13 protein-coding genes are annotated in these 12,236 nt (G+C 69.8%); 2 read left to right on the top strand and 11 right to left on the bottom strand.

Annotated elements, in window-relative coordinates:
* Positions 1-28: 28 nt before the first annotated feature.
* Entirely contained in the window at positions 29-370 is a 342-nt protein-coding gene (gene rplS, locus AC5Y5V_RS27095) for a 50S ribosomal protein L19 (protein WP_424735775.1), read from the bottom strand.
* Between the two features lie 308 nt (positions 371-678).
* Between rplS and AC5Y5V_RS27090 the strand changes: the two genes are divergently transcribed.
* On the top strand, positions 679-1,623 hold the full coding sequence (locus tag AC5Y5V_RS27090; protein WP_499941331.1) for a serine hydrolase: 945 nt from the start codon (positions 679-681) through the stop codon (positions 1,621-1,623).
* 3 nt (positions 1,624-1,626) lie between these two features.
* Here the strand turns inward: AC5Y5V_RS27090 and trmD are convergent, their stop codons facing one another.
* From trmD to AC5Y5V_RS27065, 5 genes are all read right to left on the bottom strand, one after another.
* A complete protein-coding gene (gene trmD, locus AC5Y5V_RS27085; protein ID WP_499941328.1) occupies positions 1,627-2,313 on the bottom strand; it encodes a tRNA (guanosine(37)-N1)-methyltransferase TrmD in 687 nt (228 codons plus the stop codon).
* Positions 2,310-2,840, bottom strand: coding sequence for a ribosome maturation factor RimM (gene rimM / locus AC5Y5V_RS27080; RefSeq protein WP_499941326.1), 531 nt, complete (start codon positions 2,838-2,840; stop codon positions 2,310-2,312). Before rimM ends, trmD begins: the two co-directional genes overlap by 4 nt.
* 5 nt (positions 2,841-2,845) lie before the next feature.
* The gene (locus tag AC5Y5V_RS27075; RefSeq protein WP_067243044.1) at positions 2,846-3,088 is read right to left on the bottom strand and encodes an RNA-binding protein; all 243 of its coding nucleotides are present in this window, start codon (positions 3,086-3,088) and stop codon (positions 2,846-2,848) included.
* Between the two features lie 8 nt (positions 3,089-3,096).
* Positions 3,097-3,582, bottom strand: coding sequence for a 30S ribosomal protein S16 (gene rpsP / locus AC5Y5V_RS27070; protein WP_499941324.1), 486 nt, complete (start codon positions 3,580-3,582; stop codon positions 3,097-3,099).
* Positions 3,583-3,756: 174 nt separating this feature from the next.
* A complete protein-coding gene (locus tag AC5Y5V_RS27065; RefSeq protein ID WP_499941322.1) occupies positions 3,757-4,176 on the bottom strand; it encodes a nuclear transport factor 2 family protein in 420 nt (139 codons plus the stop codon).
* A 71-nt stretch (positions 4,177-4,247) separates the two neighbouring features.
* Between AC5Y5V_RS27065 and AC5Y5V_RS27060 the strand changes: the two genes are divergently transcribed.
* Positions 4,248-5,120 (top strand): D-alanyl-D-alanine carboxypeptidase family protein, encoded by an 873-nt coding sequence (locus AC5Y5V_RS27060; protein ID WP_499941318.1) that lies wholly within the window; start codon positions 4,248-4,250, stop codon positions 5,118-5,120.
* A 12-nt stretch (positions 5,121-5,132) separates the two neighbouring features.
* On the opposite strand, the gene AC5Y5V_RS27055 is transcribed toward AC5Y5V_RS27060, so the two are convergent.
* The 5 genes from AC5Y5V_RS27055 to ffh are packed head-to-tail and all read right to left on the bottom strand — an operon-like array spanning position 5,133 to position 12,116.
* Complete coding sequence (locus AC5Y5V_RS27055) at positions 5,133-5,735, bottom strand: TetR/AcrR family transcriptional regulator (RefSeq protein ID WP_499941316.1); 603 nt, start codon at positions 5,733-5,735, stop codon at positions 5,133-5,135.
* 1 nt (position 5,736) lies between these two features.
* Complete coding sequence (locus AC5Y5V_RS27050) at positions 5,737-7,608, bottom strand: N-acyl-D-amino-acid deacylase family protein (RefSeq protein ID WP_499941314.1); 1,872 nt, start codon at positions 7,606-7,608, stop codon at positions 5,737-5,739.
* Between the two features lie 56 nt (positions 7,609-7,664).
* The gene (locus tag AC5Y5V_RS27045; RefSeq protein ID WP_499941312.1) at positions 7,665-9,404 is read right to left on the bottom strand and encodes a serine/threonine-protein kinase; all 1,740 of its coding nucleotides are present in this window, start codon (positions 9,402-9,404) and stop codon (positions 7,665-7,667) included.
* Positions 9,405-9,454: 50 nt separating this feature from the next.
* Positions 9,455-10,540: a metal-dependent hydrolase family protein gene (locus tag AC5Y5V_RS27040; RefSeq protein ID WP_499941310.1), complete on the bottom strand. Its 1,086-nt coding sequence runs from the start codon at positions 10,538-10,540 to the stop codon at positions 9,455-9,457.
* Positions 10,541-10,547: 7 nt separating this feature from the next.
* Positions 10,548-12,116, bottom strand: coding sequence for a signal recognition particle protein (ffh, locus tag AC5Y5V_RS27035; protein WP_499941307.1), 1,569 nt, complete (start codon positions 12,114-12,116; stop codon positions 10,548-10,550).
* Positions 12,117-12,236 lie beyond the last annotated feature (120 nt).

Here is a 12,236-nt window from a genome sequence, read left to right as displayed (position 1 = left end):
GTTGGTGCCCGTTCAACGCCGAGCGGCCTCAGCGCTTTTCCTTGATCTTGGCCTTCTTGCCCCGAAGCTCGCGCAGGTAGTACAGCTTGGCGCGACGGACATCGCCACGGGTCACCAGCTCGATGTGGTCGATGTTCGGTGAGTGCACCGGGAAGGTCCGCTCGACGCCGACGCCGTAGCTCTCCTTGCGCACCGTGAAGGTCTCCCGAATGCCGCCGCCCTGGCGACGGATCACGACGCCCTTGAACACCTGGATACGCTCCTTGGCGCCCTCGATGACCTTGACGTGCACGTTGATGGTGTCGCCCGGGCTGAAGGCCGGGATGTCGTCGCGTAGCGACGCCTGGTCGACGAAGTCCAGCCTGTTCATCTGAAGGCACTTCCTTGCGGTCGCGGCTTGCGGCGGCCCGCCTGCGTGCGGCGGTGACCGAGCCGATGGGTTTCGGGCATCTGGTTGCGTCTCGCAGCAGGCGGCCTGGCCCATCTGGTCCGAGCCGTGGGCCTGACAGGCCTACTACCGCCGGAGACAACCGGTCAATTGTGCCAGACGGTCCGCGTGCAGTGAAAATCACAGGAAATCCGGGCGGTTCGTGACCGGCGGAACCCGCTGGTGAGTGGTACATATGACTGGGGCCACACCGTGCAGTTTTGCCTGTGCAGGACGTCGAAGGAGTGAGGATGCGAGCCCGGCCGCTGACGCTACTCACCGCCGCTGCCGCGGTGGCGATGGTGGTCGTCGCGGGATGCGAGGCGAAAGTACAGGCCAAGACGTCCAGCCCGCCCGAACTCAGCGCGCCCGCCCGCAGCCAACCGCCGTCGCCCCAGTTGGCCGAGTTGCTACTGCAGGTCATCACCCGCCCCCTGCCGGCCGGGACGCTGCCGAGCGCCGGGATCGGCGGCCTGCAGGCCCGCGTCCAGCAGGCGACCGACGAAGCCGCCGGCGCGGGCGCCACCCTGGCGATCGCCGTCCTGGACCGCGCGACCCACCAGCTGGTCACCAACGGCAACCCCCAGATCGTCGGGACCGCGTCGGTCGCGAAGCTGTTCATCGCCGACCAACTGCTGCTGCAGGAGGCCGAGGGCAAGACCACCCTGACCCCGGAGGACCGTGCGGCGCTGGACGTCATGTTGCGGTCCTCCGACGACGACGCCGCCCAGCGGTTCTGGGACCAGGCGGGCGGCGACGCGATCATCACCCAGGTCGCGGCCCGCTACGGGCTGACGGCGACCACGCCTCCCCCGGACGGCCGCTGGTGGAACACGCTCAGCTCGGCGACCGACCTGATCCACTACTACGACATGCTGCTCGACGGCTCCGGCGGGTTGCCGCCGGAGCGGGCCGCGATCATCCTCAACGACCTGGCGCAGTTCACCCCGACCGGGGTCGACGGCTACCCGCAGCGGTTCGGCATCCCCGACGGTCTGGCCGCCGAGCCGGTGGCCGTCAAGCAGGGCTGGATGTGCTGCATCGGGGCCGACTGGATGCACCTGTCGACCGGGGTGATCGGCACCGACAGGCGCTACATCATGGTGATCGAGTCGCTGCAGCCGTCCGATGACGCCGCAGCGCGCGAGACGATCACCCAGGCCGTCAAGACGATGTTCCCCACCGGCCGGATCTGAGCACTACTCCAGCAGCTCGGGGCGGCGTTCGCGGGTGCGCTGCAGCGAGACCTCACGCCGCCAGGCGGCGATGCGCGCATGGTCACCCGAGAGCAACACGTCCGGAACGTCGAGCCCGCGCCAGCTGGGCGGCCGGGTATAGCTCGGCCCCTCCAACAGCCGGTCCAGGTCCGGCGAGTGGGAATCGTGCCGGTGCGACGCGGGATTGCCCAACACGCCGGCCAGCAGGCGCAGCATCGCCTCGATCATCACCACCGCCGCCGATTCGCCGCCGGGCAGCACGTAGTCGCCGATCGAGATCTCCTCGACCCGCATCCGCCGGGCTGCGTCCTCGATCACCCGCTGGTCGATGCCCTCGTAGCGGCCGCAGGCGAACACCAGGTGCGCCTCGGCGCTGAAGCGCTGGGCGGCGGCCTGGGTGAACAGCGATCCCGCGGGCGTCGGCACGACCAGCAGCGTCTCGGAAGAACAGACGTCGTCCAGCGCCGCTCCCCACACCGGCGCCTTCATCACCATCCCCGGGCCGCCGCCGTAGGGCGCGTCGTCCACCGAGTGATGCACGTCGTGGGTCCACCGGCGCAGGTCGTGCACCCGCAGGTCGACCAGCCCGGTCTCGATCGCCTTGCCCGGCAACGACAGTCGCAGCGGGTCCAGGAACGCCGGGAAGATCGTGACGACGTCGATCCTCACGAGCCGCTGCCGAGATCCAGCAGCCCGTCGGGCGGATCGATCTCGACGGTGCCCTCACTGAGGGACACCGATGTGACGATCGCGCCGACGAACGGCACCAGCAGTTCACCGGATTCGCCCTTGACGGAGAGCAATTCGCCACCCGCCGTGTGCAGCACTTCGGCGACGACACCGATCTGCCGGCCGGAGGTCGTCAGCACCCGCAGACCCTCCAACTGGTGGTCGTAGTAGGTGTCGTCCTCGTCGATCGGCGGTAGGTCATCGGAGTCGATGACGAACAGGCTGCCGCGCAGCGCGTCGGCGGCGTCGCGGTCGCCGACGCCTTCCAGGCGCACCAGCAACCGGGCGCCGTGCGGACGGGCGGTTTCGACGACGTAGCTGCGTGCCGGGCCGCCGTCGCGCGGCTTTCTGGCCTGCAATTGCGCCCCGGGAGCGAAGCGGGTGTCGGGGTCGTCGGTGCGGACCTCGACCACCAGCTCGCCGGTGATGCCGTGGGCTTTCGCCACGCGCCCGACTACCAGCTCCACGAGAGCTACTGGTCGGTGTCCACCACGTCGACGCGGATGCCACGGCCGCCGATGCCGGCGACCAGCGTGCGCAGTGCGGTCGCCGTGCGTCCGCCGCGGCCGATCACCTTGCCCAGGTCGTCGGGGTGAACGTGCACCTCGACGGTGCGGCCGCGCCGGCTGGTCACCATGTCCACCCGGACGTCGTTGGGGTTGTCGACGATTCCCCGGACCAGGTGCTCGACGGCGTCGACGACGACGGTACTCATTGCGCCGGTCAGCTTTCGGTGCTCGGGGCGGCCTCAGCCTGGGCTTCGGCGGGCGCCTCGGCCGTCTCGGCCTCCGTCGCCTCGTCGGCCTTGGCGGCCTTCTTGGCCGGGGCTTTCTTCTTCGGCTTCGCGGCCTCGGTGGTGGGGCCACCGTCGGCGGCGGCCAGCGCCGCGTTGAACAGCTCGAGCTTGCTGGGCTTGGGCGGCTTGACCTTCAGGGTGCCCTCGGCGCCGGGCAGACCCTTGAACTTCTGCCAGTCGCCGGTGATCTTCAGCAGCTTGAGGACGGGTTCGGTGGGCTGAGCTCCCACGGAGAGCCAGTACTGGGCGCGCTCCGAGTTGATCTCGATGAGGCTGGGCTCTTCCTTGGGGTGGTAGCGACCGATGACCTCGATGGATCGACCGTCGCGGCGGGTGCGCGCGTCGGCGACGGCGATGCGGTACTGGGGATTACGGATCTTGCCAAGCCGGGTGAGCTTGATCTTGACAGCCATGGTTAAGCGAATTCTCCTGTGTGTGTCACGCTGCAATTCAGCGACCCGGGCCGACTGCCCGATTCCGGTTTTGCCTCGCGTGTGTGACCACCGCGCAGCCTTGGTCGCGCGACGGACAGCCGCCAATTGTGCCAGAACGGGATCGTCGGGCAGAAATCCAGGCGACCGCAACCCCTACAGCACCTTCTGGAACGTCTTGGTCTCCACCCGGCGGGTCATCCGCCAGCCCTGCGGGGTGCGGACGAACTCGTCGTCGTACCAGAGGCCGCAGAACAGGATCTTTTCCTTGTCGCCGCCCAGGACCATCGGGTTGAAGCAGATCACCCGCGACGATGCGGTGTCCCCCTCGATGCGGACCGAGAAGTTGCCCAGCATGTGGGCGTAGACCGGGAAGTTCGGCAGCACCTCCGACAGCCACTTCTTGACCTCGGGATAGCGGCCCTCGATGCCGCCCAGCGCCGTGTAGTCGATGTAGGCGTCCGGGGTGAACACGTTGTCCAGGTCGTCGAATCGACGCTGGTCGATGGCGGTGGAGTAGTCCACCAGCAGCTGCTGGATCTCCAGGCGGTCAGAGATCTCCTCCAGGCTCAACATGCGTCGATTCAACACCGTGGGAAAACGCGAAAACAGGCGACCCGCAGCACCGGAAGTTAAACTCAGCGCCCATGCGAAAGCTCATCGCCATCGCCGCCGCGCTGGTCAGCGTCAGCGCCGTCGGCACGGCTACGGCCTGGGCCGACACCGCGGTCCAGCCGGCCGGCTCGATGCCGATCCCCGACGGCCCCGCCCAGACTTGGATCGTGGCCGATCTGGACAGCGGTCAGGTGCTCGCCGACCGCGACCAGAACGTCGCCCACCCGCCGGCCAGCACCATCAAAGTGCTGCTGTCGCTGGTGGTGCTCGACGAGCTGAACCTGAACTCGACCGTCGTCGCCGACGCCGCGGACACCGAGGTCGAATGCAACTGCGCCGGCATCAAGCCCGGCCGCACCTACACCGCGCGCCAGCTGCTCGACGGCCTGCTGCTGGTGTCGGGCAACGATGCCGCCAACACGCTGGCGCACATGCTGGGTGGCCAGGACGCGGCCGTGGCCAAGATGAATTCCAAGGCCGCGGCGCTTGGAGCGGTGACCACGCACGCGGCGTCCCCGTCCGGCCTGGACGGTCCCGACGGCGCCGGCTGGTCGACGGCGCACGACCTGGCCGTCATCTTCCGGGCCGCGATGGCCAATCCGACGTTCGCGCACATCACGGCGGAGCCGTCGGCGATGTTCCCCAGCGATCATGGCGACCAGCTGATCGAGAACCAGGACGAGCTGCTGCAGCGCTACCCCGGCGCCATCGGCGGCAAGACCGGGTACACCAACGCCGCCCGCAAGACGTTCGTCGGCGCGGCCTCCCGCGGCGGGCGCCGGCTGGTCATCGCGATGATGTACGGGCTGGTCCAGGCCGGCGGGCCGACGTACTGGGACCAGGCCGCGAACCTGTTCAATTGGGGCTTCGCGCTGCCGCCGCAGGCCAGCGTCGGCTCGCTTTAGCCGCCGCGGCCTCTACGTCTGCTCGCGCTGGATGGCCCCGGTCAGCAGCCACAGCAGCATCGGGATGCGCTGCTCGTCCAGCTCCGGCACCGGCACCACCCCCTGCACCACCGCGGCGCCGTCGAACACGTTGGTCAGCAAACCGAGGACCACCGGCAACTTGTCCGCCGGAAAAAGGTCGGCGACCGCCAGTGACCGCGCGGTGTCGACGATCTTGTCGGCGTAGTCCGCCAGCTCGTGCTGCAACGTGGCCTTGAGCTTCTCGTCGGTGCGCGCCGCGACCAGCAGCTCGTAGAGCACCGCATTTCGGGGGCTGCTCGTGACATCGCGGATGATCACCATCACGGCCTCCAGCGCCCGGTCGTCGGGCGTGATCTCGGCGACCTGCTTGGTGACCGTCTCCAGCTGACGCCGCAGCACCTCGGATGCCGTCGCCGCCATGAAATCGCCCATCGTCTCGAAGTGGCGGAACAGCGCTCCCACCGACACCCCGGCGCGCTTGGTGATCACCGCGGCGGATGCCCGGGCGTAGCCGATCTCCATGATGGTGTCGATGCAGGCGTCGAGCAGGCGTGCGACGGTTTCCTCGCGGCGTTGCTGCTGGGTCCGGGCCATCTCAGGCGCTGACGCTCGCCAGGTCGCGCGGCTCCTGACGCACCTCCCGCTCGCCTGCCCGCAGGTAGCGTCCCGACTTCACGGTCTGACCATAGCCGTCGCGGAAGTCACCGCCGCGGAACACCACCGCGCCGCCCACTCCCGTCGCGACGACGGTGGCGTCGTTGCGGTTGACCATGCGCCGCAGGCCGCCGTAGAAGGGCACCGCCTCCTCGTGGTAGCCGTTGACCGACTCGTCCAGGTGGGCCGGGTCGATCACGACGAAGTCCGCGCGGTCGCCCTGCCGCAGGGTGCCGGCGTCGATGCCGAACCACTCGGCGAGCTCGCCGGTCAGCCGGTGCACCGCGCGTTCGAGCGTCAGGAACGGCGCTCCGGCCCGCTCGGCGTCCAGCGTGCGCTTCAGCAGCCGCAGACCGAAGTTGTAGAAGGCCATGTTGCGCAGGTGCGCGCCGGCGTCGGAGAAGCCCATGTGCACGCTCGGGTCGGCGGCGAGCTTGTTCAGCTGCTTGGGCCGGTGGTTGGCGACGGTGGTGGTCCACCGCACGTTGCGCTCGCCGTTCTCGACGAGCACGTCCAAAAACGCGTCGAGCGGGTGCAGGCCGCGCTCGTCGGCGATACGGCCAAAGCTCTTGCCGATCAACGTCTTATCCGGGCACTCGACGATCACCGCGTCGTGGAAGTCGCGGTGCCACAGCGACGGCCCGAGCTTGATGCGGTCGAACTCGCGCCGGAACCGGCGGCGGTAGGACTCGTCGGCGAACAGCTCGTTGCGCTCGAACTGCTCGCGCAGGTGCAGGGCCGCCGTGCCCGCGCCGAACTCCTCGAAGACCGGCAGGTCGATGCCGTCGGAGTACAGCTCGAACGGGACCGGCAGGTGCTGGAACCGCACGGCCGAGCCCAGCAGCTTGTTCAGGATCCGGGTGCCCAGACCCATGACGTACACCATGAACGGCATCGACTTGGAGTCGGCGGACACCAGCATGCTCATCCGAACTCCCTTGCCGCGGTTCAGCAATCGGCTGCCGGTCAGGAAGAACATCAGCGTGGTGTGCGGGTTCTCGGTGTCCGGCGCGCTCTGCAGCATCCGGCCGCGCTTGCGCAGCACCTTGATCAGCCGGCGCCGTTCCCGCCACGTCGCGAAGGTCGACGGCAGCGCGCGCGACCGGAACCGATCGCCGTCGAGCTTGTCGATCGGTGCGTCCATCCCGGACATGCCCAGCAGGCCGGCGTCGAGCGCCTCGTCGAGCAACTCGGCCATCTTCTCCAGTTCGGCGTCGGTGGGACGGACGCTGGCGTCGGTGGCCCGGTCGAGCCCCAGCACCGCGGTCCGCAGATCCGAATGCCCAAGCAGCGAGCTGACATTCGGCCCCAGCGGCAGGGCCTCGACGGCGTCGATGTACTCGGCCGGCGTCGTCCAAGTCCGCTCGGCTTCCAGCGCGTCGTAGACGTACTGCCGCGGCACCGCCTCCACCCGGCTGAACAGGTCGGCGGCGTCCTCGGAGTTGGCATACACCGTCGACAGCGAGCAGTTGCCCAGCAGGACGGTGGTGACCCCGTGGCGCACGGACTCGCGCAGGCCGGGATCCAGCAGGATTTCGGCGTCGTAGTGGGTGTGCACGTCGATGAGGCCCGGCAGGACCCACTTGCCCGCCGCATCGATCACCTCGCGGCAGCCGGTCTCGTCCAGCGGCCCGCGCGAGACGGTCTCCACCACGCCGTCGCGGATGCCCAGCGTGCGGATTTGGGGGGCGCTGCCGGTTCCGTCGAACCACAGGCCGTCGCGAATGATCACGTCGTACGTCACTGTCTTTTCCTCCAGGGGGGTGGGGGTATGCCACCAACCGTAACATAGATAGTGATCGCTCGCATTCATTTTGTTAGACACAAGTATATAACGATAAAAACGCAGTTCAGAGTAGGCGGCTGGGCTCAGCGACCGGGGCCCGACGGGGCCGGCGCGGGCATCGCCGACGGGGTGGCGGGGGCTCCGGGGGCGTTTTCGTTGCCCGGGACGAGGATCCCCGGCGGCACCGTCGCGCTCCGGCTGGCCACCGCGGGAATCCGGATCACCGCCCCGCGCTGGCCACACTCGGCGGTCTGCACGGTGACGGTCATTTCGCCGACGAAAATCCCCTGCGGCAGCGGTCGCAGCGCCAGCACCTGCGTCGTGGTCTGGGTGTGTTCCGCCCCGTTCCCGCCGACGCAGGCGAACTGCGACGTCTCCGGCTCGGACAGCCACTGGCCCTCGCTGAAACGCATGTCCAGACGACTGTGATTCGGCTTCACCCGCGTGTGGTCGCCGTCGTCGAGCAGCGTTCCGACGGCGGAGCAGGCCGTCGGGGTGCACGGCGACGAGCGAAACGCCCACCAGGTGGTCACGTCCGGCGGCTGCGGGTCCGGGATGTAGTTGAACGTCTGCTTCGAGCGCTGGATCTCGACCCGGTACGTGCCGTCCAGCGGCACCGGCGCCGACGGCGTGACGGGCCCACTGACCGTGGGCGCGACGACCGGCGCGCTGGTCGCGCCCACGCTCGGCGCCGGACCGGCCTGCGCGGACTTCGGCTGCGTGCCGCGCCCGATCACGATGCCGACCGCGACCAGCCCCACCGCCACCACTGCCGCCGCGCAGCTCAGCGCGATCGTCCGCACCGGGCGCCGGCGTGACGCGCCGGGGGGATCCGGTGGTCCCGCCGCCGTCGCCACGTTGCCGCCGGCGGAGACATCGTTAAGCCGCCGCACCAACGCCCCGGCGGCGGAATGCAGTGCCGCGCGCTGCTTGAGCGTCGCGCCCTTGGTGGCGGCGGCCGAGTCGGTGCGGGCGGCGTCGTCCGCCTCGAGCCAGGCGTAGGCGGGATAGTCGAAGATCTCGCCGGCCAGGAAGGCCTCGGGGCTGCGGTCGCCGATCGAGACACCGGCCGCCTCGTTCGCGGCGTCGGCGAACTCGTGGCAGCTGGCGAACCGCTCCGCCGGATCGCCGGCGAGGGCCTTGGCGAACACGTCGTCGAGTCGGGCCAGCTCCGGACGCTGGTCGCTGAGCCGGGGCCGCGCTTCGGGCGGGGCCGGCGGCGCCCCGGTGAGCAGTTGAAACGCAGTGGCCGCCAGCGCGTACTGATCGGCGCTGTTGTCGATCTGGTCGCCGCTGAGCTGTTCCGGAGGGGCGTAGCCGGGCGTGCCGGCGTCGGCTACCCCGAAGTCGGACACCAGAATCCGCTGCTCGCCCTCGCCCCGACCGGTAAGCAGGATGTTGGCGGGTTTGACGTCGCGGTGCAGCAGCCCGCGGTCATGCGCGTGGTCGAGGGCTTCGGCCACGGCGGCGACGACCGCGAGCACCTCACCGGCCGGCCACACCGCCGGGAACCGCTCGGTCATCAGCTGCGCGGCGTTGACGCCCTCGACGTAATCCATGGCCAGCCACAGCTGCCCGTCGAACTCGCCGCGGTCGTGCACCTCCGCGATGTGGGGGTGATAGAGGCCCCGCGCGATCGCCGTCTCGGCGTGGAACCGGCGACGGAATTCGGGGCCCGTCTGCAGCGCCGGCGAAAGCACCTTCAGCGCCACCCAGCGCGCGGACCGCGGATCCTGGGCAAGATAAACCTCACCCGTCACACCCGTACCCAGCCTTCGCGCGACCGTGTAACCGGCAAATGTCGCGCCGCTGGCCAACGCCATCTCGGAATCCTACCTACGATCGCGATGCAGTGCCCGTCTACCGGCGATTGTTAGCGAGGCCGAAACGTCTTGCCGCGCAGGATCACCAGATCGGGGTGGTTCAGCACGCCGGGTCCCCCGCGCGGATCCGCCGAGTAGCACACCAGGTCGGCCGGCGCCCCGTGCTCCAGCCCCTGGCGGCCCAGCCACTGACGCGCGTTCCAGCACGCCGCGCCCAGCGCCTGATCGGGGCTCATCCCGACCGCCTTGAGCGCCTCGACCTCGTCGGCGATCCGCCCGTGGGCGATCATGCTGCCGGCGTCGGTGCCCGCGTACACCGGGATTCCGGCCTCGTGCGCCGCGGCGATCCGCTGGTAGCCGCGGGCGTACAGGTCGCGCATGTGGGCCGCGTAGACCGGATAGCGCCCCGCGGCGTCGGCGATGCCCGGGAAGTTCTCCAGGTTGATCAGCGTGGGGACCAGCGCGGTGCCGTGCTCGAGCATCAGGGCGATGGTCTCGTCGGTGAGACCGGTACCGTGCTCGATGCAGTCGATGCCGGCCTTCACCAGGCCGGGCAGCGCGTCCTCGCCGAAGACGTGCGCGGTGACGCGGGCGCCGTTGGCGTGCGCGGCGTCGATCGCCGACTTGAGCACGTCGTCGGACCACAGCGGGGCGAGATCGCCGGTCTCGCGGTCGATCCAGTCGCCGACCAGCTTGACCCAGCCGTCGCCGCAGCGCGCCTCGACGGCGATGGCCCCGGGCAGCTGCGATTCGTGTTCCAGCTCGATCGAGTAGCCGGCGATGTAGCGCTTCGGCCGGGCCAGGTGCTTGCCCGCGCGGATGATGCGGGGCAGGTCGTCGTGGTCGTCGAGGCTGCGGGTGTCGATCGGCACGCCGCAGTCCCGCAGCAGTAGCGCGCCGACGTCGCGTTCGCTCTCGGCCTGCGCGATCGCCTCGTCGAGTTCGACGCCGCCGCCCTTGCCGAGCCCGACGTGGCAATGCGCGTCCACCAGGCCGGGCAGGATCCAGCCTTGGGAGGACGCACCGAAGACGGTGTCGGCGTCGGCGACCGGCTCGCGGCTGATGTGGCCGTCGACGATCCACAGATCGGTCTGCACCTCGTCGGGCAGGGCCAGGCCTCGCACGTGCAGGCGCACGCTGCGGCTACTTCTTGCCTGGGTTGCCCGGGAACTTCAGCTTGGACAGGTCGAAGTCGGCCAGCCCGGGCGGCAGCTCGTTGAGGCCTTCCGGCATCTGGGACAGATCGGGGAACCCTGGTGGCATCCCCGCCATGCCCGGCATTCCGGCGCCGAAGGGGCTCCTCACCTTCGGTGGCGTCGGGCCGCGGGCTCCCTTCTTACCTTTCTTGCCCTTGGCGGACTTGCGCGTCGCGGACTTGCGGCCCATGCCGGGGATGCCCATGCCGCCGAGCATCGACGACATCATCTTGCGGGCCTCGAAGAAGCGGTCCACCAGCTGGTTGACTTCCGACACGCTCACCCCGGAGCCGTTGGCGATGCGCAGCCGCCGCGACGCGTTGATGATTTTCGGATCGGCCCGCTCCTGCGGCGTCATGCCGCGGATGATGGCCTGCACCCGGTCGAGCTGGCTGTCGTCGACCTCGGCCAGCGCGTCCTTCATCTGGCCGGCGCCGGGCAGCATGCCCAGCAGATTGCCGATCGGCCCCATCTTGCGCACGGCGAGCATCTGCTCGAGGAAATCCTCCAGGGTCAGCTCGCCGGAGCCGATCTTGAGGGCGGCCTCCTCGGCCTTCTGCGCGTCGAAGACCTGCTCGGCCTGTTCGATCAGGCTCAGCACGTCGCCCATGCCCAGGATGCGGCTGGCCATCCGGTCCGGGTGGAAGACGTCGAAGTCTTCCAGCTTCTCGCCGGTGGAGGCGAAAAGGATTGGCACGCCGGTCACTTCGCGGACCGACAGGGCGGCGCCACCGCGGGCGTCGCCGTCGAGCTTGGTCAACACCACGCCGGTGAAGCCGACGCCCTCGCCGAACGCACGGGCGGTGGCGACGGCGTCCTGGCCGACCATGGCGTCGAGGACGAACAGCACCTCGTCGGGGTCGGTGGCCGCCCGGATGTCGGCGGCCTGGGCCATCAGCTCCTCGTCGATGCCCAGCCGTCCCGCGGTGTCGACGATGACGACGTCGAAGTGCTTGGCGCGCGCCTCGGCGAGCCCGGCGGCCGCGACGGCGACCGGGTCCCCGGGCCCGGATTCCGGCGAGGCGCCGGGATGCGGCGCGAACACCGGCACTCCGGCGCGCTGCCCGACGACCTGCAGCTGGTTGACCGCCGCCGGGCGCTGCAGGTCGCAGGCCACCAGCAGCGGCGTGTGGCCCTGGTTCTTGAGGCGGAAGGCCAGCTTGCCGGCCAGCGTCGTCTTACCGGAACCTTGCAGGCCGGCCAGCATGATCACCGTCGGCGGCGTCTTGGCGTACGCGAGTTCGCGGGTCTGGCCGCCGAGGATGCCGATCAGTTCCTCGTTGACGATCTTGACGACCTGCTGCGCCGGGTTGAGGGCCCCCGACACCTCGGCACCGCGGGCGCGTTCCTTGATCCGGTGGACGAACGCGCGGACCACGGGCAGCGAAACGTCGGCTTCCAGCAGCGCCAGCCGGATTTCGCGGCTGGTGGCATCGATATCGGCGTCGGTCAGACGCCCCTTGCCGCGCAGCCCTTGCAGGGCACTGGTCAACCGGTCGGACAGCGATTCAAACACGACCGCCAGCCTAGTGTGGCCGCGGCGATGGCGTGGCGTCGGCGCGGCGGCGGCGCCGCGGCGACGGCGCGGCGGCGTTGGCGCGGCGGCGTTGGCGTTGACTCTGCGCCTACTGCGCAG

This window comes from Mycobacterium sp. NGS68 (genome assembly GCF_059812195.1).
This window is presented reverse-complemented; position numbering and strand designations above follow the sequence as displayed.

Bases quoted from the DNA above. Each gene is read 5' to 3' on its own strand.
- AC5Y5V_RS27075 (WP_067243044.1), bottom strand. From the start codon at position 3,088: ATGAGTACCGTCGTCGTCGACGCCGTCGAGCACCTGGTCCGGGGAATC.
- AC5Y5V_RS27050 (WP_499941314.1), bottom strand. From the start codon at position 7,608: ATGAATGCGAGCGATCACTATCTATGTTACGGTTGGTGGCATACCCCC.
- AC5Y5V_RS27065 (WP_499941322.1), bottom strand. From the start codon at position 4,176: ATGTTGAGCCTGGAGGAGATCTCTGACCGCCTGGAGATCCAGCAGCTG.
- AC5Y5V_RS27060 (WP_499941318.1), top strand. From the start codon at position 4,248: ATGCGAAAGCTCATCGCCATCGCCGCCGCGCTGGTCAGCGTCAGCGCC.
- rpsP (WP_499941324.1), bottom strand. From the start codon at position 3,582: ATGGCTGTCAAGATCAAGCTCACCCGGCTTGGCAAGATCCGTAATCCC.
- AC5Y5V_RS27090 (WP_499941331.1), top strand. From the start codon at position 679: ATGCGAGCCCGGCCGCTGACGCTACTCACCGCCGCTGCCGCGGTGGCG.
- rplS (WP_424735775.1), bottom strand. From the start codon at position 370: ATGAACAGGCTGGACTTCGTCGACCAGGCGTCGCTACGCGACGACATC.
- AC5Y5V_RS27055 (WP_499941316.1), bottom strand. From the start codon at position 5,735: ATGGCCCGGACCCAGCAGCAACGCCGCGAGGAAACCGTCGCACGCCTG.
- AC5Y5V_RS27045 (WP_499941312.1), bottom strand. From the start codon at position 9,404: ATGGCGTTGGCCAGCGGCGCGACATTTGCCGGTTACACGGTCGCGCGA.